Below are 21,763 nucleotides of genomic sequence, written 5' to 3'. Positions count from 1 at the left end.
TGCTATGAAGTGTGGTGGTACAGCACGAAAGTGGGGGTGATCGACCTGAAGAAAAAGTCGATCACCATGGGTAAAGGATGTTAAAAAGTGTTCACCATGTCCCCGAACACCTGTCTACCATGTCCCCGGACTGTACAGTGGGAGAGGGCTAGGGTGAGGGCATCAGGCCGCACTATACCACCCACTCGCTCCCTTCAACCCCGTTCACCCGCAGCATACGTTTTTCCCCTACAGGTAATGACACCTTCAGCGCCTTCCACCCCGGACGATAGTCCCCGCGCGCGTTGACCTTCAGGTTGATGGTTGCGCCATCACACTCCATTTCCCATTCCACCCACAGCGCATTGCCCTTTTGATAGCCCCAGCTTTCACCGTCGTCCTCAAACAGCAGCCCCGTGGTTGTGCCGACGCCTTTAACCGGGAACAGCTTCAGCTCGCGGGTCGTATCTTTTTCAGCACTCACATGCGTGATGCGCTCGCTCAACGGCAGACCGGCCCCCGCGCGCACCAGCAGCGGCAGTTTTTCCAGCGGCGCATCAAGGACGATGGATTGCCCGCCCGCATACCACGCGTGGGTGTAAAAATCGTACCAGCCCGTTTCGTTATCTGGCAGCCAGACGCGGCGCTCGCGCTGCCCGGCTTCGACGACGCTGGCGACCAGCAGGTCGCGGCCCAGCAGGAAGTCATCGCACTCTTCGAAGGTCTGCGCGTCGTGCTCGTGGTCGAGGAAGGTCGGGCGCAGCATCGGCTCGTCGTCGGCGTGCGCCTGCCAGAGCAGGGTGTAGAGATACGGCAGCAGGCGGTAGCGCAGCTCAATGGCGCTGCGGATCGCAGGGGTCACGCCCGGGTACATCCACGGCTCGTTCACGGTGCGATCGTCATTCCAGGAATGGATGGTAAAGCGCGGGTGCATTACGCCGTTCTGCACCCAGCGCACGAACAGCTCGGCGTCCGGCTTGTCGCCGGAGAAACCGCCGACGTCGTGCCCGACGTTGAATAATCCGGACAGGCTCATGCCCAGCCCCATGCGGATGTTATAGCGCAGGGTGTCCCAGTTGGTGCGGTTGTCGCCGCTCCAGGTCTGAACGTAGCGCTGCATCCCGGCGCAGCCGGAGCGGGAGATGAGATACGGGCGTTTTTCCGGCGCAAAGCGCTGCTGCGCTTCCAGCGAGGCGCGCATCATCAGCAGCGGCATCACCGGGCGAATGTGCTTGATGGCGATCTCCTTGCCGAAGCCAAAGCAGCGGGCTTCCCCGTCCCACACTTCATACTCGTTGTTGTCGTTCCAGGTGGAGTCGATGCCCATCTCCAGCAACTGCGTGGTCACGCCGTTCTGCCACCACTGCACCGTCTGCGGGTTGGTGAAGTCGAGGTGCGAGCCTTCGTCATCCCAGAAGCTGGAACGTTCAGGCGCGTCGGTTTCTGAATCGCGAATGAACAGGCCGCGTTCCGCCACTTCGTTATAGCGGGGATGATCCTGCAGCAGGCACGGCTTGATGTTGGCCGCAAGCTTCAGTCCCGCGTCGTGGAAGGCCTGGCTCATCGCCTTCGGCTGCGGCACTTTGTCGTAGTTCCAGTTGAAGACGTAGCGTTTGCCGTTGATGGAGGTATAGCCGGACGAGAGCTGGAACGAATCGCACGGAATGGCGTGCTCTTCGCACAGGCGGATGAAGTTCATCAGCTGATTCTGCGCGTCCGGCGCGTCGGTGTAGTGCATGGTCGAGCCGCTGTAGCCCAGGCTCCACTTCGGCCCAAACAGCGTTTTCCCGGTCAGGCGCACAAAGGCTTTGGTGACGTCCAGCGCGCGCTTGCCGGTAAAGAGGTAGTAATCAATATCACCCGCTTCCGCCTGCCAGCGGCGATAGGCGGTGTGATAGTTGTCGATCTCGTTGCCCAGATCCAGCCAACAGCTGCTCAGGTTGTCGTAGAACAGGCCGTAGCTCACGTCGTCGCGGCGGGTAAGGGTGAACGGAATATGCTTATAAAGCGGATCGGTGCTGGCGGCGTTGTAACCCATCGCGTCCAGGTTACGCATCTCGTAGCGTTTGCCGTTGCGCTGCAGATCGCCCGCTTTCTCACCCAGGCCGTAAAAACGCTCGTCCTTACGGCGGCTGAGATAGTGCGCCACGCCGTCGCCGTGGGCGTTCAGCAGGTAGGCGCTGGTCGGGCGATCCTGGACCAGCGGCTGCCATTCGCCCGCATCATTACGGTAGTGCCACTCCAGCCACAGGGGCTGGTGGACGGTCACGCGCAGCTGCTCGGTTGCCACCGTCACTGCGTCATCCTGCTGCGTCAGGGTCCAGGCCGGGCAGGAGAAACCGCTCAAGTCGTCACGACGGCGGCCTTCCCACGGCACGTCCTGTTCCGGCGCGATGCTCCAGGTGCGGTCCAGCGCCAGCTCGCCTTTGCGCTTAATCAGCACGCGGAACAGGTTCTCTTCCAGCACATACAGGCACAGGCGGTGCTGATTATCTACCAGCAGTTCCAGATGATTCACAGATTGCTTATCGACGGTCCAGTTTTTCAGGGTTTTCATATGCAATACATCCACTATCAGGCGCGCTTGGCGCGACGTTCAGCAATAAATGCCACCAGGAAGAGAGCGCCAATCAGGTCAAAGAAGCCCATGGCAATAAAGAGCGGGTTGAAGCCGATTTTGTCGGCGGTCACCCCGATTAATAGCGAGAACAGGAAGCTGGCGATCCACGCCGCCGAGCCGCGCATGCCGTTGACGGTCGCCATCTGGCCTTTGTCGAACGACTCCACGACCAGGGCACTCAGCATGCAGGAGATAATCTGGTGCCCGAAGCCGCCGATGGAGATCAGCACGATGGTAATATACGGGTCGCGGGTCACGGCGACGATGGCCAGAGAAATCATCAGAAACGCGCCGGTGACGGAGCTTGCCACCACCGAGTTCACGCGGGAGCAGCCGAACCAGCGGGTGTACAGGCGCGTCAGGTAGCCGCTTGCCACGCTGCCGAGGTCGGCGGCGAGGAAGGGCAGCCAGGCAAACATCGCAATCTGCTTCAAATCCATGCCGTGCTCTTTGGCGAGGTACAGGGGCACCCAGAAGCTCAGCACCGCCCAGGCGGGTTCTGCCATAAAGGCCGGGATGGCGATACCGTAGAAGCGTTTGTTTTTCGAGACGGTTTTCAGCGCGGTCAGGAAGGGCAGCTTGACCGGTGCGGGTTCGTTATCCTGCTTGATAAACGCCAGCTCGTCGCGGCTCAGGTTCGGGTGCTGTTCCGGGTTGTGGTAGAACGCCCACCAGAGGATCACCCACAGCAGCGCCAGCACGCCGGTAAACATAAACGCGCCCTGCCAGCCGAACGACGCGTGAGCAAAGTAGATGATAGGCGGGGCCAGCATCGCGCCGATGGAGAAGCCCACGCCCGCCCAGCCGGCGGCAACGGGACGTTCCGATTTCGGGAACCATTCGCCGATGGTTTTGGCATTCGCTGGCGTGGCGGCAGCTTCGGAAGCACCCATAAAGAAGCGCAGAATCGCCAGGTGCAGCCAGCTTCCGGCACCCGCGTGGAAGATACACATCAGCGCCCAGATCCCGGCGCAGACCATAAAGCCAATCTTCAGGCCGATAACGTCAATCAGCCAGCCGCACAGGGGCTGGAAAATGGTGTAGGCGATCTGAAACGCGCCGACTATCCAGGAGTACTGCTCGGTGGTGATCCCGAGGCTCTCTTTCAGTTCCGGGGCGAGGATCCCCAGTGAGTTACGGGTGATGTAGTTAACGGTGACGCCAAGTAAAAACAGCACCAGCACGTACCAGCGCAAATTCTTAATGACGCGACGGGTTTTGCTTGTCGCAACGGTGTTATTGATGTCCTGACTCATTTTACTCTCCACAAGACGGACGGTAAGGGGACGGAGGTTCAGGTGTCACACAGATTGTTATGCCTTTGATTTCTATCCGCTTAGAATGCTTCAGTTGCTATACAACTAGTATGGAAGCTGTGTGACAAGTTCACCTTAGGGAAGAAAATGAGAGGGCAAAAGTGGATTTTGTGCAAAATTTCTCATAACTGACGTAAACCCTCTGGCATGATGGTCTTTATGTCAGTTATTGCCTGATGAACACGCTATGAAAATTTTTTCATTTCGCAAATGGAGCCAGATCACAAAATGGACAAAAGGCTAAAAATCACCGAAATCGCCGCCCGTACCCAGCTCTCCATCAGTACGGTTTCCCGTGTGCTGGCAGGCAAAGCGAATACCAGCGAAAAGGCGCGGGCTAAGGTGCTGGCGTGCGCGCGGGAGCTGGGGGTAATGGACGGCATGGCGGCGGGGCGTCTGCTGCTTAACAGCCTGGTGGTTTTTGCCCCTCAGCGTGCCTTCGACGAGCGGTCCGACATCTTTTACTACCGCGTGATCCAGAGCGTGAGCAAAGGGCTTGCCTCGCACGAGGTTCGGCTGCGCTACTGCGCGCTGGAGGAGAACGACAGCGACGCCCAGATTTTTCTGGCACGCATGAACGAGCCGGATACCCAGGCGGCCATTCTGCTCGGTATCGACGATCCGCATATCCACGATCTGGCGGTGGATGTGGGGAAACCCTGCATGCTGATTAACTGCCGGGACCGCCGCATGCGCCTGCCTGCCGTTGCCCCGGATCACCGTGCTATTGGCGAGCGGGCGGCGGAGTACCTGTTCGAGATGGGGCACCGCGAGGTGATGAACGTGCTGTGCCTGCGTCGCTACACCATGGAGCTGCGCCTGGCGGGGATCCGCGACGCGTGGCACGCCCATAATCTCAGGTTTAACGACAGGCGCGACCTGCTGGTGGTGCCAAGCTTCAGCGCCAGAGAGACGGAGCAACTGGTGAGCGAGTGGCTTAACCAACAGAAGGGAAAAGACCTGCCGACGGCGTTCCTGGTAGGCGGGGACTTTATGGCGGCAGGCACCATCAGCGCGCTGCAAAATCACGGTCTGCGCGTGCCGCAGGACGTCTCGGTGATGAGCATTGACGGCTTTAATCTGGCGGCGATTCAGGATGTGCCCTTAACGGCGGTGCATGTTCCCCGCGACGAGCTGGGAACGGAAGCGGTGCATATGCTCCAGCAGCGGCTGATGCGCCCGGACGCGCCGGTAGGAACATTGCTGCTGAACGGCACGCTGGCCGTGCGGGAATCAGTACGGCGGATACGTCAGGGTAAACGACGCACCGCCGTGGAGCGGGAAGGGCTGTACGACAGTTAAGCAATGCCCAGCGCGCGCTTACCGTGGATGTTGAGATCGTTCACGGTAAAACGGTCCTGCCAGCTTTTTTCATAATCCTCGCGCGGGAAGTCTCCCGGCGACGCGCCGGTTTCCAGCGCTTCCTTGACCTTCTTCGCGTAGGCGAGGTTCTTCTCGCACATTGGCGCGGCGGGGATGTACATCACATTGCCCCAGCCCTGCTGATTTTCCACCGGCGCGACGGAGTGGATCACGTCGCAGTGCCACCACACGGAATCACCGGCTTCCAGCGCCGGAATACTGGTCAATGCTTCGACAAGCAGCGGGTGCCACTTCTCGGAAATCGGCAGCACGCGCCCCGGCGCCACGCCGCAGAGTTCGTCTTCCGGCACGTCGTCCAGCAGAGGACGCAGCAGAATGTAGGCCATTGCTTCCGGGATCGGCACCACGTGCAGCAGCCCCTGGCCGGGGATCATGTCCGACAGCGCCGTCCAGCCCTGGAAGGTGCGGAACACCGAGCACTTGGTGGTGTTATCCACGGTGTATTCTTCCACTTCAGTACGGTGCGCGGCGTTCCACGGATCGTATTTCTCGACGTTGCCGTCAAACACGCGGGCAAACACCTGCTGGTAAGCCGGCAGCAGCCAGCGCTCCAGCGCGCCGGAATCGGTATGCGCCCCCAGCCCTTTGGAGGTGGTTCCCGGCGGACGGCGGCGAATGCGGTCCGGATAAATCACGCTGACGTCAGGGTTAAACCACTGCTTGCCGTTGCTCTCGAATGTCCATAAACGGTTCAGGAACGACTGCACCTGCGCCATCGCTTCACTCTGGCGCGCCTGCATTTGCGCCTGGGACCAGTAGATCGGGTAAATCTCCGGGCGGGAGGCGGTTAAGGTGCCGAAGAAGTTGTCGCCCGGCCCTTTGTACACCTCGTCAAACTTGTTCAGATCGAGGTAGTCGAGCATCGACCGATCCCACGCCAGCGCCTGCTCGCGGGGGAAGTGACCTTTAATCACCGCGCAGCCGCGGCGCTTAACGGCCTCGCGCTGAGCGTCGGTAATCGTGCCGTTTTTCACATCTGCAAACGGAATCACCGGCCAGACCGATTCGCCTTTATTTTTCAGGGCGTTGATCTCCGCCACGCGGGTGGCGATTTTATCGCTGAGCTTGTCGAACACCGCCTGCACGTCGCCGATCTGCGCGCGTAACTCACGTTTTAACTGACGGATTGCCGCTTTGTGGTCCGCTGGCAAGGTTTCACTGGTAAAGGTCATAACTGCCTCGCATCTTTCATTCGAAAGTAAAAATATCTACAAGTGATACTTTAAGTTAAAAATAAGTTAATGCAAGTTTAAAAACTTGACGCAAGCCACAGGACGGAAAAAGAGTGAGAGGCCGGAGCGGGGCTCCGGCGAGGAAAGGATCAGACGTCGAAAGGAGAGTGGTTGTCGAGCACGGCCTGAATGACGTTCAGCGCGCCCTGATGGTTGTTATCGTCGGTGCTGTAGCGGCTAATGTCTTTAATGCTCTGCGCCGCGTTGCCCATCGCAAAAGAGTATTTCACCAGCTTCAGCATCTCGGCATCGTTGCCGCTGTCGCCAATGCCGACGCACTCCTGCGGGGAGATTTTCCAGCGTTTCAGCAGGCGGCTGATGCCGTTGGCTTTGTGCAGGCCGGGGATAATCAAATCGACAAAACCGAAACCGCTGGTGACCGGCTTCATGATGCCGTCCAGGGAGACGTGCAGTTTATCGACCAGGTTCGGGATATCGCTGTCCGGCAGGTTCAGGGAGAACTTAAACAGCACGTCGTCGATTTCGCGGTAATCGCTGATGCGTTTTAAGCGGTGATAGTGCTTTGACATCAGCGCCACGAAGGCGTCCGGGGCTTTGTCGCTGACGTAGGCGCTCTCCAGACCGCAGGCTACAAAGTTCAGCCCTTCGTCTTTCAGCAGTTCGCCAATAACGATCTGCGACTCATGGCGGGTCAGCTCGCCGTGGAAAACCTGTTCGCCGTGGTCAAACACCAGTGCGCCGTTCTCCGCCACGAAGGAGATCTGCTCTTTCAGCTCGGGGAAGAAGGAGATGAGCTGGTAATACTGGTTGCCGCTGGCGACAACGAATTCAATATCGCGGGATTTAAGCTGCTCAAACTGTGCCTGGAAGCGGTCACGATCGTACTGCTTGGCATCATCAAGGAAAGTTCCGTCCATATCGGTGACGATAACTTTAACGGTCATACTGTGCTCCTGGGTCACTGCGTTTTGAAACATTCTAATAACAAGGTGACGGGGAGCACAAATTTAATTTCATTCGAAAGTAAAAGCAAAACGGCAACCAAGGTTGCCGTTTTTAGTGTTTTCTCCCTCTCCCACGGGGAGAGGGGATACACCGTTACAGCGTATGCTCAGTACGGGCGATAATATCGTCCTGCGCATCCGGCGACAGGGCGGTGAAGAATGCCGAGTAGCCCGCGACGCGCACCACCAGATCACGATACTGGTCAGGATGTTTCTTCGCTTCCAGCAGCGTTTCGCGCGAGACGATGTTGTACTGAATATGCCAGCCCTTATGCACTTCGAAGAAGGTGCGCAGCAGCACCATGAGCTTCTGGCGATCGCTGTCGTTTTCCAGCGTTGACGGATTCAGCTTCTGGTTCAGCAGTACGCCGCCCAGAATCGCTTCCGTCGGCAGTTTACCGACCGAGCCGATCACCGCCGTCGGGCCGAGGTGGTCCGTACCGGAAGCCGGGCTGGCCCCTTCCGCCAGCGGGGTATGCGCCTTACGTCCGTCCGGCGTCGCCATCGTCGCCGCGCCAAACGGCACGTTCGCGGAGATGGAAGAGGTGCCCGCGTAGTAGTTACCGCCAATCGGGCCGCGGCCGTAGCGCGGGTTGTGGTACTGCTTCAGCTCTTCAATGTAGGTCTGATAGGCTCGGGTCAGCAGCATGTCCACGCTGTCGTCATCGTTGCCGTACTTCGGCGCGCCGTTGATCAGGCGCTGGCGCAGCTGCTCGTGGGTCAGCCCGTCGAAGTCATCGGCCAGCGCCGCCGCCAGCTGCTGCTGGCCGATAGCGTCCTGCTCAAAGACCAGCTTTTTCACCGCTGCCAGGCTGTTGCCGAGGTTGGCGATACCGACCTGCAGGCCGGAGACCCAGTCATACTTCGCGCCGCCCTGCTTGATGCTTTTCGCGCGCTCGATGCAGTCGTCCACCAGCGCCGAGCAGAGAATGTCGTGGACGTTCTCTTCCAGCATGGTATCCACCACGTACTCGATCTCGATGGATTTGCGGGTGTAGTAGCGGATCTGGCTGTCCCACGCTGCCATCACCTCCTCGAAATTGTCGAAGTTACCGGCGGAGAGCGCTTTCTCCTGCGGCAGGAACACCTTGCCGCTGGTGGCGTCGCGGCCGCCTTCCAGCGCGGCGAGCATCACGCGGGCGAAGTTGATAAAGCTCATGCCGGTGCAGCGGTAGCCCCACTTGCCGCCTACCGCGGTTTCGATGCAGCCGATGGCCGCGTAGTCATAGGCATCATCGCGCTCAACGCCGAGCTTGATAAATTCCGGGATCACGATTTCGTCGTTGTTAAAGGCAGGCATCCCGAAGCCGCAGCGGATCACCTGCACGCAGGCGTCGAGGAAGTCGTTGCTCATGCCCGCGTGATAGCGCACGCTCAGGTTCGGCTGGGTGGAGCGCAGGCGACCGCAGGACTCCAGGATCGCGTAGGAGAGCGGGTTCACCGCGTCCATCGGCTCGCCGTTGACCAGCTTCTGACCACCAATGGTGACGTTCTGGTACAGCGGGCTGCCGGCAGAGGCTTTGGAGTGCGAGCCGGAGCGGATTTTGTTCACTTCCAGCAGCTTCAGCCAGCAGCTGTGCAGCAGCTCGATGGCGTGCTCGCGGTCCAGACTCTGGTCCAGCTCCACGTCGCGGCGGTAGTACGGATAGAGATACTGGTCCATACGCGCGAAGGAAACGGAGTGGCCGTTGGACTCAATCTGCAGGATCAGCTGAATGAAGTAGCACAGCTGCAGCGCCTGCCAGAAGGTTTTTGGCGGCTCGTGGGCAATCACGTCGCAGTTTTCCGCCATCGCCAGCAGCTCGTCGCGGCGGCTTTCGCGGGTTTCCGTAGACGCCATCTCACGCGCCAGGTCGGCGAAGCGTTTGATGTGCAGGCTGACGGCTTCCAGCACGATATCAATTGCCTTCAGGAACTGATCGCCGCGCAGGTCTTCCAGCACCGTCAGGTTGATGCGCGAGCGGCGCTCGTCCACTTTGGCGCGCAGGCCGTCGAGACCTTTCTCCAGCACCAGCGGGAAGTTTACCGCCAGGTGCGCGTCGCCGGAGGTCATGTTGCCTTCGGCTTTGATGATGCCGGTTTCCAGCAGGCCTTTCTGCTCGTCGGTGAACATGCCATAGCAGCGATCCTGCACCGTCTGGCCGCGCCACCACGGGCAGATTTCATGCAGCACACGCTTGTTTTCTTCACTCACCGCGAAGCCCGCACCCGGACGGTCCGCCAGATCGTCAATCTCTTTCTCAATCCAGGAGACGGTATATTCCGGGAAGATCGGCGCGGCGCGCACTTCGCTTGCCTGGTTGCCGATAATCAGCTCGTCGTGCTTGATCCAGATGGTGCGTTCCGCCAGGTGATGTGCCAGTGCCAGGGCGCGACGCACCGGGATCGGCTTGTCCATGTGCTGCTGGTACATTTCGGTGTAATGCTGCGCGCGCTCGGTACAGACCGGCGGCTTGACGATATGCACCAGCGCCATTTTATGCGCTTTAATACGTTCGCTGAGGGTGTTGAGATTCAGGGTGGTCATAGGTTTATCCTCGTAAGGTCGCGGTTAACCCTTTCTGGCAGGCGTACTGCTGCGCGAAATCCAGCAGGGCAGGGTTATCCAGCGGTTTGTCAGGGGCAGAGTAAGGTTGGCTGAGCAGGGTGTATTTGTTCATGCCCAGCGTGTGATACGGCAAAAAATGAATATCATCGACGCCGAGTTCGTCGGCGGCGAAGTTGGTAATGGCTGTGATGGACGCTTCATCGGCGTTAAAGCCCTGGATCAGCGGCACGCGGATGGTGATCTTTTTCCCGGCAGCGGCGAGGCGCTTCAGGTTGTCCAGGATCCGTTTGGCCGAACCGTCGGTCCACTGTTTGAACACCGCTCCATCGACGTGCTTAAGGTCGGCAAGGAACAGATCGACGTACGGTAATGACGGCTCGATATAGTGCCACGGCACGTGAAGGCAGGTTTCGACGGCGGTGTGGATACCCTGTTCGTGGCTGGCCTTGAACAGGGCGTGCGCCAGCTCCGGGTTCATAAACGGCTCGCCGCCGGAGAGGGTGATCCCGCCGCCGCTGCGGTCATAAAAAGGTTTGTCGCGCAGCACGGTGGCCATGATCTCGTCCACCTGCTTCTCTTCACCGCAGACGGTAAGCGCCTGCGTTGGACAGCAGTCGGTGAGGGCGTTAAGCGTCTCTTCACTCAGCTTTTCGCGGTGGATGACCAGGCCATTGAGCGCGCGTTCGATACAGCCCGGTGCCGCCAGCTGACACAGGTCGCAGCCTTCCAGACACAGGCGCGCGTCAAACAGCACGTCCCGGCTGCGCGAGCGGCTTTCCGGGTTCTGACACCAGCGACAGCCCAGCGAGCAGCCTTTCAGGAACACCACGGTTCGAATACCGGGGCCGTCGTGGGTGGAATAACGCTGAATATTGAAGATCATATTTTTGCCCTCAAGTTGCATATGAAGATTAAATGACTTTCGAATGAAAGTTATCTTGATTCAGGTCAACTCTTGAGCAGGTTTTATCGTGATAGGGTAAGTGCAGGCTAATTTTTGAGGGTGACATCATGGAACTTTATCTCGACACATCTGACGTTGCGGCAGTCAAAAAGCTGGCGAGTATCTTCCCGCTGGCGGGCGTGACCACCAACCCAAGCATTGTGGCGGCAGGAAAAACGCCGCTAGATGAGCTGCTGCCCGCGCTGCACGACGCGTTGGGCGGTAAGGGCCGTCTGTTTGCGCAGATAATGGCAACCACCGCCGAAGGGATGGTGGAAGACGCGCGCAAGCTGCGCGCTATCATTAACGACCTGGTGGTGAAGGTGCCGGTGACCGCGGAAGGGCTGGCGGCTATTAAGATGCTGAAAGCAGAAGGGATCCCGACGCTGGGCACGGCGGTGTATGGCGCCGCGCAGGGGATGCTGTCCGCCCTGGCCGGAGCAGAGTATGTGGCCCCTTACGTTAACCGCGTGGACGCGCAGGGCGGGGACGGGATTCAGACCGTGATTGAACTGCAGCAGCTGTTGGCGCTGCACGCGCCGCAGTCAAAGGTGCTGGCCGCGAGCTTTAAAACCCCGCGACAGGCGCTGGATTGCCTGCTGGCAGGGTGCGAGTCCATCACGCTGCCGCTGGACGTCGCGCAGCAGTTTATTACTTCCCCTGCGGTGGATGCCGCGATCGTGAGGTTTGAGCAGGACTGGCAGGGGGCGTTTGGACGGACGTCTATCTGACGGGTGCGGCCTGATGCCCTCACCCCAACCCTCTCCCACACGGAGAGGGAGCAAACACTAAAACGGCAACCTGAAGGTTGCCGTTTGCTTTAACCTCCGCACACCTCACACCCCGGATTACGCATCAGCTTCATCTCGCGGAACTGACAGGTCATCGCGTCATACATCACGATTTTCCCCGCGGCAGGCGTGCCGTAGTGCGCCAGCACTTTGATCGCTTCCATTGCCTGCAGGGAGCCAATCACGCCGACCAACGGCGCCATCACGCCCGCCTCGACGCAGGTCAGCGCATTCTCGCCAAACAGACGGCTCAGGCAGCGGTAGCAGGGTTCACCATCCGCGTACGTGAAGACGCTGATTTGCCCCTCCATGCGGATTGCCGCGCCGGAGACCAGCGGGGTTTTGTGGGCAAAACAGCCCGCGTTCAGCTGGTTACGGACGGCGACGTTATCGGTGCAGTCGAGCACCAGATCGTGCTGCGCAATCTGCGCGAACAGCGCGTCGTCATCCAGCATCGCGTCAATCAGGGTGAACTGAACGTTGGGGTTGATGCGCGCCAGCGCCGTGCGGGCAGAGCCCACTTTCGGCTGGCCAACCGTCGCGTCGCTGTGCAGCGTCTGGCGCTGCAGGTTGGACACCGAGACGGTATCGAAATCCAACAGCGTCATCCTGCCCACGCCCGCCGCCGAAAGATACTGCGCGGCGGCGCAGCCCAGCCCGCCGAGACCGACGACCAGCACATTGGCTGCCTTAAGCGCTTCCTGGCCCTCAAAGTCAAACCCGCGCAGCACGATCTGGCGGTTGTAGCGCATCATCTCCTGGTCGCTCAGCTCCACCGTCATGTCAGCCTCCGAACAGGTGGTTAAAGCTTTCTACCTCAACCCACTCGCCGGCTTCCACGTTGCCGCGCTCGCGCTCCAGCACGATAAAGCAGTTGCCCTGGCTGAAGGAGCTGAAAATGTGCGAGCCCTGGTGCCCGGTGGTGCTCACTTCCATTTCACCGTCGGCGTTGCGCGCCAGAATGCCGCGCTGGAAATCGAGACGACCCGGTGATTTTTTCAGGCGCGTAGCGGCACGCACGCGCAGGCGTTCCGGTAGCGGGCTGGCTTTGTTGCCGGAAAGTTTCGCCAGCAGCGGGATCGCCAGCTGGTAGAAGGTGAGTGCCGCAGAGACCGGGTTACCCGGCAGGCCGCAGAACCAGCTGTGCGGAAGCTTGCCAAACGCGAACGGTTTGCCCGGCTTGATCGCCAGCTTCCAGAAGGCGATTTCGCCCAGCTCTTCAAGCAGGGTTTTGGTGTAATCCGCTTCGCCCACGGAGACGCCGCCGGAGCTGATGACCACGTCGGCGGATTTGTCCGCCTCGATAAACGCCGCGCGCAGTTTTTCCGGGTCGTCTGGAATAATCCCGAGGTTAATCACCTCGCAGCCCAGCTGCTCCAGCATCAGGTGTACCGCCAGGCGGTTGGTGTCATAAATCTGGCCGTCCTGCAGCGGCTGGCCCGGAAGCTGCAGCTCGTCGCCGGTGGAGAAAACCGCCACGCGCACCTTGCGGACAACGTCAACTTCGGCGATGCCGAGCGACGCCAGCACCGGCAGTTCACCTACCGTCAATTTCTGCCCGGCGGCAAAAACGGTCGCGCCGAGGGTGATGTCTTCGCCCGTGCGGCGGATGTTCTGGCCCGCTTTAACGTTCGCGGTAAAACGCACGCCGTCGTCGGTCTGCTCGGTCTCTTCCTGCATCACCACGGCGTCGCAGCCTTGCGGAACCGGCGCGCCGGTCATGATGCGCACGCAGGTGCCCGCAGGCCATTCGCCGCTAAACGGCTGGCCCGCAAAGGCTTTACCCGCCACCGGCAGGGCGTTACCCGTCTGGAGATCCGCCAGGCGCACCGCGTAACCGTCCATCGCGGAGTTATCGAACCCCGGCACGTTCATCGGCGAGACGATATCGCGCGCGGCAATACGACCAAAACAGCGCACAAGCGGCAGCGTCTCAACGTCATGCAGCGGAGAAATACGGTCAAGCATCTGCGAGAGTGCCGTCTCAAGCGGCATCAGTCCGGCGGTAAAATCCATGGTGGGCTCCTGCGGAGTAACAACGAAAGCGCCCATTATGGCAGAAAAGTGCGGCTAACTGTATGACCCGATGGGTGTACGCTTTACATCACTGTTGCGTCTTTCTATATTCAAAAATCATCTGAAGTTTCATCGACGATAATGATATTTATAGAAAAAGCCGCGAATCAGGCTAACGGGTGATGCGAATGGTTAATGCGGTAATCGCAATTCATGGCGGCGCAGGGGCAATCACCCGTGCACAGCTCAGTCCCGAGCAGGAAAAGCGCTACATTGACGCGCTGTACGCCATTGTGGAAACGGGGCAGAAAATGCTGGAAGCGGGCGAGAGCGCGCTGGATGTGGTCACCGAGGCGGTGCGCCTGCTGGAAGAGTGTCCGCTCTTTAATGCCGGAATAGGTTCGGTCTTCACCCGGGATGAAACCCACGAGCTGGACGCCTGCGTGATGGACGGCATCACCCTGAAGGCGGGCGCCGTGGCAGGCGTGAGCCATCTGCGAAATCCGGTGCTGGCGGCGCGTCTGGTGATGGAGGAGAGCCCGCACGTTCTGCTGGCGGGCGCTGGGGCGGAAAAATTTGCCTTTGAGCACGGAATGGAACCGGTATCGCCGGATCTGTTTTCCACGGAAGAACGCTATCAGCAGCTGCTGGAAGCCCGTACGGCGGGCATAACGCAGCTTGACCATACTGCGCCGCTGGATGAAACCACCAAAATGGGCACGGTTGGCGCGGTGGCGCTCGATAAAGCCGGTAACCTCGCGGCGGCGACGTCAACGGGCGGCATGACCAACAAGCTGCCGGGACGCGTCGGCGACAGCCCGCTGCCCGGCGCGGGCTGCTATGCCAATAACGCCACGGCGGCGGTGTCGTGTACCGGCACCGGGGAAGTGTTTATTCGCGCCCTCGCGGCCTACGACATCACCGCGCTGATGGATTACGGCGGTTTAAGCCTGAGCGAGGCCTGCGAGCGCGTGGTGATGGAAAAATTACCTGCCCTGGGCGGCGTCGGCGGGCTGATTGCGGTCGATCGTGAGGGCAACGTGGCCCTGCCGTTCAACAGCGAAGGCATGTACCGCGCCTGGGGTTATGCCGGTGATGAGCCGAGCACGGGCATCTATCGTGAATAAGGGGGCAGCGCGTGCCGCACACTGAAGAACTGGACAACCGCGAGGTGCTGGCTGTCCATCAGCTGAATATTGCGTTTCAGGAAGAGCGGCAGTTCATCCCCGCAGTACAGAATTTATCGTTCTCGCTCAGGCGCGGCGAGACGCTGGCGATTGTTGGCGAATCCGGCTCCGGTAAATCGGTCACCGCGCTGGCGCTGATGCGCCTGCTGGAACAGACTGGCGGGCAAATCAGCAGCGAGAAAATGCTCCTGCGCCGCCGTAACCGTCAGGTCATCGATTTAAACGAGCTGAGCGGCGCGCAGATGCAGGGCGTGCGCGGGGCGGATATCGCGATGATCTTCCAGGAGCCGATGACCTCCCTGAACCCGGTGTTCCCGGTCGGGGAACAAATTGCCGAGTCCATCCGACTGCATCAGGGGCTGAGCGGCGATGAGGCGCTCAAAGAGGCCCGACGGATGCTGGAACTGGTACGCATTCCGGAGGCGCAGGCCATTCTGGGGCGCTACCCGCATCAGCTTTCCGGCGGCATGCGCCAGCGGGTGATGATTGCCATGGCGCTCTCCTGCCGTCCGGCGGTGCTGATCGCCGATGAGCCGACGACGGCGCTGGACGTGACGATTCAGGCGCAGATCCTGCAGCTCATCAAAGTGCTGCAGCAGGAGATGGAGATGGGGGTGATTTTCATCACCCACGATATGGGCGTAGTGGCTGACATCGCCGATCGGGTGCTGGTAATGCATAAGGGCAATGCTGTGGAAACCGGTGCGGTCGAGCAGATTTTCCATGCCCCCGAGCATCCTTACACCAAAGCGCTGCTGGCGGCGGTGCCGCGGCTTGGAGCGATGAACGGCAGCGATTTGCCGCGTCGTTTTCCGCTGATTTCCCTGGAGGCGACAGAGCCGCAGGAGGATGAAGGCGAGCAGGACACCGTGGTGTCGGGTAAACCGATACTCGAAGTGCGCAATCTGGTGACCCGCTTTCCGCTGCGCAGCGGAATTTTCAACCGCCTGAAGCGCGAAGTGCATGCGGTGGAAAACGTCAGTTTTGATCTCTGGCCGGGTGAAACGCTGGCGCTGGTAGGAGAGTCCGGCTGCGGGAAATCCACCACCGGGCGGGCGCTGCTCAGGCTCGTGGAGACCCAGGAGGGGACGATAACCTTTAACGGTGAACGTATCGACACCCTGCCAGATAATAAATTACAGGCGATACGGCGAGATATTCAGTTTATCTTCCAGGATCCGTATGCCTCTCTCGACCCGCGCCATACGGTAGGGTACTCAATTATGGAGCCGCTGCGGGTGCATAACCTGCTCGACGGCGAGGCGGCGCAGCGTCGTGTGGCCTGGCTGCTGGAGCGAGTTGGCCTGAAGCCGGAACACGCCTGGCGTTATCCGCACGAGTTTTCCGGCGGGCAGCGGCAGCGTATCTGCATCGCCCGCGCGCTGGCGCTGAACCCGAAGGTGGTGATTGCGGATGAATCCGTCTCGGCGCTGGATGTCTCGATCCGGGCGCAAATTATCAACTTACTGCTGGATTTACAGCGGGATATGGGCATTGCCTTCCTGTTTATCTCGCACGATATGGCGGTGGTAGAGCGTATCAGCCACCGCGTGGCGGTGATGTTTATGGGGCAGATCGTGGAGATTGGCCCGCGAAGGGCGGTGTTTGAGAATCCGCAGCACCCCTACACCCGCAAGCTTATTGCGGCGGTCCCGGTTGCCGATCCCGCGCACCGCCACGGCCAGCGCGTGCTGCTGCAGGATGAGATGCCGAGCAACATTCGTAAACGCGGCGAAGCCGTGGAGCGCGTCACGCTGCGTGAGGTTGGTCCGGGCCACTTCGTGGCTCCGCCGCGCCAGGACAATGCCTTCTCACGGTTATAACTTACAACAGGCAGGAGAACACAATGGTTACATTTGTAGCGCGTAGATGGTTGTTAGCCGCGAGCGTGACGGCAGCCCTGGCCGCTGCCCCCGCGTTCGCCGCCAAAGACGTGGTGGTTGCCGTAGGCTCCAATTTCACCACGCTCGATCCGTACGACGCCAACGACACGCTCTCCCAGGCGGTGGCGAAATCGTTCTATCAGGGGCTGTTTGGTCTCGACAGAGAGATGAAGCTGAAAAATGTGCTGGCGGAGGGGTACACCGTATCCGACGACGGGCTGGTCTATACCATCAAGCTCCGTTCCGGCGTGAAATTCCAGGACGGGACTGATTTCAATGCGGAGGCGGTAAAGGTCAACCTCGACCGTGCCAGCAATCCTGAAAACAGCCTCAAGCGCTATAACCTGTATAAAAATATCGCCAGCACCGAGGTAGTCGACCCGGCAACGGTAAAAATCACCCTGAAAGAGCCATTCTCCGCGTTTATCAATATTCTGGCGCATCCGGCGACGGCGATGATCTCGCCCGCCGCGCTGAAAAAGTACGGTAAAGAGATCGGCTTCCACCCGGTGGGAACCGGGCCGTACGAGCTGCTCACCTGGAACCAGACCGATTTCGTGAAGGTGAAAAAATTCGCGGGATACTGGCAGCAGGGTCTGCCGAAGCTGGACACCATCACCTGGCGTCCGGTGGTGGATAACAACACCCGCGCGGCAATGCTGCAAACCGGCGAGGCGCAGTTTGCCTTCCCCATCCCGTATGAGCAGGCCGCCATTCTGCAGAAAAACAGCAAGCTGGAGCTGGTTGCCAGCCCGTCTATCATGCAGCGCTACATCAGCATGAACGTCACGCAGAAGCCGTTCGATAACCCGAAGGTGCGTGAAGCCATCAACTATGCCATTAACCGTCAGGCGCTGGTGAAGGTCGCTTTTGCGGGTTATGCCACCCCGGCCACCGGCGTGCTGCCGCCGTCTATTGCGTATGCGCAAAGCTATCAGCCGTGGCCGTACGATCCGGCTAAAGCGCGCGAGCTGCTGAAAGAGGCGGGTTTCCCGAACGGCTTCAGCACCACGCTGTGGTCGTCGCACAATCACAGCACCGCCCAGAAGGTGCTGCAGTTCACCCAGCAGCAGCTGGCGCAGGTGGGGATTAAGGCGCAGGTCACCGCGATGGATGCCGGGCAGCGTGCGGCAGAAGTGGAGGGGAAAGGGCAGAAAGAGAGCGGCGTGCGGATGTTCTACACCGGCTGGTCGGCCTCGACCGGTGAAGCCGACTGGGCGCTGTCGCCGCTGTTTGCTTCGCAGAACTGGCCGCCAACCCTGTTCAACACCGCGTTTTACAGCAATCCGCAGGTGGACAAAGACCTGGCCGATGCCCTGAAAACCACCAAACCGGAAGAGAAAGCCCGCCTCTACAAGGACGCGCAGGACATTATCTGGAAAGAGTCGCCGTGGGTACCGCTGGTGGTGGAGAAACTGGTCTCAGCCCATAACAAAGCGCTGACCGGGTTCTACATCATGCCGGACACCGGCTTTAGCTTTGACGATGCGGATTTAAAATAAACCTCATGCTGAATTATGTTTGTAAACGTCTGCTGGGGCTTATCCCGACGCTACTGATAGTGGCGGTGCTGGTGTTTTTGTTTGTCCATATGCTGCCGGGCGATCCGGCACGTCTGGTAGCCGGGCCCGAAGCGGATGCCACCGTCATTGAACTGGTGCGTAAACAGCTGGGCCTCGACCAGCCGCTGTATATGCAATTTCTGCACTATATGTGCAACGTTCTGCAGGGCGATTTTGGTATCTCGATGGTGTCGAGGCGCCCGGTGTCGGAGGAGATTGCCAGCCGCTTTATGCCCACGTTCTGGCTAACGATTGCCAGCATGGGCTGGGCGGTGGCGTTTGGGCTGGGCGCGGGGATTATTGCGGCCGTCTGGCGTAACCGCTGGCCGGACAAGCTCGGCATGGCTCTGGCGGTGACCGGCATCTCCTTCCCGGCATTCGCGCTGGGGATGCTGCTGATGCAAATCTTCTCCGTCGAGCTGGGCTGGCTGCCGACCGTCGGGGCCGATACCTGGAAGCATTACATTCTGCCCTCCATGACGCTGGGCGCTGCCGTTTCGGCGGTGATGGCCCGCTTTACCCGTGCCTCGTTCGTGGACGTGCTGAGCGAAGATTATATTCGCACCGCGCGGGCGAAAGGAGTCAGCGAGAAGTGGGTCATTCTCAAGCACGGGTTCCGCAATGCGATGATCCCGGTGGTGACGATGATGGGGCTGCAGTTTGGTTTCCTGCTGGGTGGCTCTATCGTCGTGGAAAAGGTCTTCAACTGGCCGGGGCTGGGGCGCCTGCTGGTCGATTCCGTCGAGATGCGCGACTACCCGGTGATTCAGGCAGAAGTCCTGCTTTTCTCGCTGGAGTTTATTCTTATCAACTTAGTGGTGGACGTGCTCTACGCCGCCATTAACCCGGCCATCAGGTATAAGTAAGATGCGATTGTTGAACTGGCGGCGTCAGGCCGTTTTGAACGCGATGCCGGGGCTGAAACCGGAGCATGTCCGCACCCCGTGGTCCGAATTCTGGCGACGTTTTCGCCGTCAGCCGGTCGCAATGGCGGCGGGGCTGTTCGTGCTGGTGCTAATTGCGGTGGCGATCGTTGCGCCGTGGGTAGCGCCGTTTGATGCGGAAAACTACTTTGACTACGACCGCCTGAACGACGGCCCCTCAATGCTGCACTGGTTCGGCGTGGACTCGCTTGGCCGCGATATCTTCAGCCGCGTGCTGGTAGGGGCGCAAATTTCTCTCGCCGCCGGGGTAGTCGCGGTGCTGATCGGTGCGGCTATCGGTACCGTGCTGGGGCTCGTCGCCGGGTATTATGAAGGCTGGTGGGACCGCATCATCATGCGCATCTGCGACGTGCTGTTTGCTTTCCCCGGCATTCTGCTGGCGATTGCCGTTGTCGCCATTATGGGCAGCGGCATGGCGAACGTCATTATCGCGGTGGCGGTCTTTTCGATTCCGGCCTTTGCCCGCCTGGTGCGCGGCAACACGCTGGTGCTGAAGCAGCAGACGTTTATTGAATCCGCCCGCAGCATGGGAGCCAGCGATACCACCATTCTGTTCAGCCATATTCTGCCCGGGACGGTGTCGTCCATCGTGGTCTATTTCACCATGCGTATCGGCGTGTCGATTATTTCGGCGGCCAGCCTGTCGTTTCTGGGGTTAGGGGCACAGCCGCCGACGCCGGAGTGGGGCGCGATGCTGAACGAGGCGAGGGCCGATATGGTGATAGCGCCACACGTGGCGATCTTCCCGAGCCTAGCGATTTTCCTGACCGTGCTGGCGTTTAATTTGCTGGGGGATGGGCTGCGCGACGCGCTGGATCCGAGGATAAAGGGGTAGTGCAGTGAAATGTGCCGGGTGGCGGCTACGCCTTACCCGGCCTGTAAAAGATGTGCAGTGAGATTAAACCCGGCTACCCCACAGGTCATACTCGTCCGCGTTTTCAACTTTGACGCGAATAATATCACCTGGCTTAACGTTGGTTTCGCCGTTCAGGTACACCGCGCCGTCGATTTCAGGGGCGTCCGCCATGCTGCGGCCAATCGCGCCTTCTTCGTCCACTTCGTCGATGATAACCATGATCTCGCGGCCCACTTTTTCCTGCAGACGCTCGGCAGAAATCTGCTGCTGAAGCTGCATGAAGCGGTTCCAGCGCTCCTCTTTCACCTCTTCCGGCACCTGGTCTGCCAGCTCGTTGGCGGTTGCGCCTTCCACCGGGCTGTATTTGAAGCAGCCTACGCGGTCCAGACGGGCTTCTTTCAGGAAGTCGAGCAGCATCTGGAAATCTTCTTCGGTTTCGCCCGGGAAGCCGACGATAAAGGTGGAGCGCAGGGTCAGATCCGGACAGATTTCACGCCACTGCTTGATGCGCGCCAGCTGGCGGTCAACGGAGCCAGGGCGTTTCATCAGCTTGAGGATACGCGGGCTGGCGTGCTGCAGCGGGATATCCAGGTACGGCAGGATTTTGCCTTCCGCCATCAGCGGGATGACGTCGTCAACGTGCGGGTACGGGTAGACGTAGTGCAGACGCGTCCAGATACCGAGTTTGGACAGCTGCTCGCACAGGCCCACCATGCTGGTTTTTACCGGCTCGCCGTTGTGGAAACCGGAGCGGTGTTTGACGTCCACGCCATAAGCTGAGGTGTCCTGGGAGATGACCAGCAGCTCCTTCACACCCGCGTCGGCCAGACGTTTCGCTTCCGCCAGCACTTCGCCAATCGGACGGCTCACCAGATCGCCACGCATGGACGGGATGATGCAGAAGGTGCAGCGATGGTTGCAGCCTTCAGAAATTTTCAGGTAGGCGTAGTGACGCGGCGTCAGCTTCACGCCCTGTTCCGGCACCAGGCTCAGGAACGGGTTGTGCTTTGGTTTTGGCACGTAGTGATGAACATGTTCCAGCACCTGCTCGTAGCTGTGCGGGCCGGTGATCTCCAGCACCTTCGGGTGCACTTCGCGGATTTGGTCCACTTTCGCGCCCAGGCAGCCGGTAACAATCACTTTGCCGTTTTCGGTCAGCGCTTCACCGATGGCTTCCAGTGACTCCTGGACCGCGCTGTCGATAAACCCGCAGGTGTTAACGATCACCATATCGGCGTTGTCGTAGCTTGGCACCACGTCATAGCCTTCGGTGCGCAGTTCGGTCAGGATGCGTTCGGAATCCACCAGGTTTTTCGGGCAGCCCAGGGAGACGAAGCCGATTTTCGGCTGGTGCGTAACATTGCTCATAGGTTAAAAAATCATCAATTATGGAGTTATCAGGGCGGGATTTTACAGCGTATCGCGGGGGATTTATACATTCTTTGCAAGGCGGATGCGCCAGGCCGAGGTTGTAACATTGTAAATAATGTTAATCAGTTAAGAATAATTGATCTCAGGCATTAAACTGTACAAAAAAT

The 21,763-nt window shown here is 59.7% G+C and carries 17 protein-coding genes; 8 read left to right on the top strand and 9 right to left on the bottom strand.

The genetic code is table 11. The features are described from left to right. Nucleotides 1–84: hypothetical protein (locus HBA26_RS22930; protein WP_230621152.1), on the top strand; the 84-nt coding region annotated here is incomplete at its 5' end. An 88-nt stretch (nucleotides 85–172) separates the two neighbouring features. Here HBA26_RS22930 and HBA26_RS13125 read toward each other — a convergent pair. Further along, nucleotides 173–2,536 carry a glycoside hydrolase family 31 protein gene (locus tag HBA26_RS13125; RefSeq protein ID WP_166720918.1) on the bottom strand — a complete coding sequence of 788 codons (2,364 nt, stop codon included), beginning with the start codon at nucleotides 2,534–2,536 and terminating at the stop codon, nucleotides 173–175. Nucleotides 2,537–2,553: 17 nt separating this feature from the next. Continuing rightward, nucleotides 2,554–3,855 (bottom strand): MFS transporter, encoded by a 1,302-nt coding sequence (locus HBA26_RS13120; protein WP_028012467.1) that lies wholly within the window; start codon nucleotides 3,853–3,855, stop codon nucleotides 2,554–2,556. Between the two features lie 288 nt (nucleotides 3,856–4,143). On the opposite strand from HBA26_RS13120, the gene HBA26_RS13115 reads away from it, so the two are divergent. Beyond that, on the top strand, nucleotides 4,144–5,217 hold the full coding sequence (locus HBA26_RS13115) for a LacI family DNA-binding transcriptional regulator (RefSeq protein ID WP_047368158.1): 1,074 nt from the start codon (nucleotides 4,144–4,146) through the stop codon (nucleotides 5,215–5,217). Here HBA26_RS13115 and HBA26_RS13110 read toward each other — a convergent pair. The 4 genes from HBA26_RS13110 to HBA26_RS13095 form a co-directional block, all read right to left on the bottom strand. Further along, nucleotides 5,214–6,470, bottom strand: coding sequence for a DUF1479 domain-containing protein (locus HBA26_RS13110; protein ID WP_126345161.1), 1,257 nt, complete (start codon nucleotides 6,468–6,470; stop codon nucleotides 5,214–5,216). The genes HBA26_RS13115 and HBA26_RS13110 overlap by 4 nt on opposite strands. Nucleotides 6,471–6,619: 149 nt before the next feature. Further along, a complete protein-coding gene (locus tag HBA26_RS13105; protein WP_045259978.1) occupies nucleotides 6,620–7,435 on the bottom strand; it encodes a Cof-type HAD-IIB family hydrolase in 816 nt (271 codons plus the stop codon). A gap of 154 nt (nucleotides 7,436–7,589) precedes the next feature. Further along, nucleotides 7,590–10,022 (bottom strand): formate C-acetyltransferase/glycerol dehydratase family glycyl radical enzyme, encoded by a 2,433-nt coding sequence (locus HBA26_RS13100; protein ID WP_126345162.1) that lies wholly within the window; start codon nucleotides 10,020–10,022, stop codon nucleotides 7,590–7,592. Between the two features lie 4 nt (nucleotides 10,023–10,026). Then, nucleotides 10,027–10,926: a glycyl-radical enzyme activating protein gene (locus HBA26_RS13095; RefSeq protein ID WP_047368162.1), complete on the bottom strand. Its 900-nt coding sequence runs from the start codon at nucleotides 10,924–10,926 to the stop codon at nucleotides 10,027–10,029. Nucleotides 10,927–11,054: 128 nt separating this feature from the next. Here HBA26_RS13095 and fsa point away from each other — a divergent pair, with 128 nt between their 5' ends. Continuing rightward, the gene (gene fsa / locus HBA26_RS13090; RefSeq protein WP_126345163.1) at nucleotides 11,055–11,717 is read left to right on the top strand and encodes a fructose-6-phosphate aldolase; all 663 of its coding nucleotides are present in this window, start codon (nucleotides 11,055–11,057) and stop codon (nucleotides 11,715–11,717) included. Between the two features lie 89 nt (nucleotides 11,718–11,806). On the opposite strand, the gene moeB is transcribed toward fsa, so the two are convergent. Together moeB and moeA are read right to left on the bottom strand one after the other, a co-directional pair. Continuing rightward, nucleotides 11,807–12,559 carry a molybdopterin-synthase adenylyltransferase MoeB gene (gene moeB, locus HBA26_RS13085; RefSeq protein WP_126345164.1) on the bottom strand — a complete coding sequence of 251 codons (753 nt, stop codon included), beginning with the start codon at nucleotides 12,557–12,559 and terminating at the stop codon, nucleotides 11,807–11,809. 1 nt (nucleotide 12,560) lies between these two features. Continuing rightward, a complete protein-coding gene (moeA, locus tag HBA26_RS13080) occupies nucleotides 12,561–13,793 on the bottom strand; it encodes a molybdopterin molybdotransferase MoeA (RefSeq protein ID WP_126345165.1) in 1,233 nt (410 codons plus the stop codon). Between the two features lie 188 nt (nucleotides 13,794–13,981). On the opposite strand from moeA, the gene iaaA reads away from it, so the two are divergent. The 5 genes from iaaA to gsiD are packed head-to-tail and all read left to right on the top strand — an operon-like array spanning nucleotide 13,982 to nucleotide 20,204. Beyond that, nucleotides 13,982–14,920 (top strand): beta-aspartyl-peptidase, encoded by a 939-nt coding sequence (gene iaaA / locus HBA26_RS13075; protein WP_126345166.1) that lies wholly within the window; start codon nucleotides 13,982–13,984, stop codon nucleotides 14,918–14,920. Nucleotides 14,921–14,931: 11 nt separating this feature from the next. Next, on the top strand, nucleotides 14,932–16,803 hold the full coding sequence (gene gsiA, locus HBA26_RS13070; protein WP_045630941.1) for a glutathione ABC transporter ATP-binding protein GsiA: 1,872 nt from the start codon (nucleotides 14,932–14,934) through the stop codon (nucleotides 16,801–16,803). Between the two features lie 23 nt (nucleotides 16,804–16,826). Then, nucleotides 16,827–18,365 (top strand): glutathione ABC transporter substrate-binding protein GsiB, encoded by a 1,539-nt coding sequence (gene gsiB, locus HBA26_RS13065; protein ID WP_126345167.1) that lies wholly within the window; start codon nucleotides 16,827–16,829, stop codon nucleotides 18,363–18,365. Nucleotides 18,366–18,370: 5 nt separating this feature from the next. After that, on the top strand, nucleotides 18,371–19,291 hold the full coding sequence (gene gsiC / locus HBA26_RS13060) for a glutathione ABC transporter permease GsiC (RefSeq protein ID WP_045630942.1): 921 nt from the start codon (nucleotides 18,371–18,373) through the stop codon (nucleotides 19,289–19,291). Between the two features lies 1 nt (nucleotide 19,292). After that, nucleotides 19,293–20,204, top strand: coding sequence for a glutathione ABC transporter permease GsiD (gsiD, locus tag HBA26_RS13055; RefSeq protein WP_028012480.1), 912 nt, complete (start codon nucleotides 19,293–19,295; stop codon nucleotides 20,202–20,204). Nucleotides 20,205–20,267: 63 nt separating this feature from the next. Here gsiD and rimO read toward each other — a convergent pair whose 3' ends face one another. Continuing rightward, nucleotides 20,268–21,593 carry a 30S ribosomal protein S12 methylthiotransferase RimO gene (gene rimO, locus HBA26_RS13050; protein ID WP_045259986.1) on the bottom strand — a complete coding sequence of 442 codons (1,326 nt, stop codon included), beginning with the start codon at nucleotides 21,591–21,593 and terminating at the stop codon, nucleotides 20,268–20,270. Nucleotides 21,594–21,763 lie beyond the last annotated feature (170 nt).

This window comes from Enterobacter sp. 725m/11 (genome assembly GCF_011683705.1).
In the GTDB taxonomy this organism is placed as follows: domain Bacteria; phylum Pseudomonadota; class Gammaproteobacteria; order Enterobacterales; family Enterobacteriaceae; genus Enterobacter; species Enterobacter bugandensis.
Note: the sequence above shows the minus strand (reverse complement) of the source record. Positions and strands in the feature narration are given on the sequence as shown.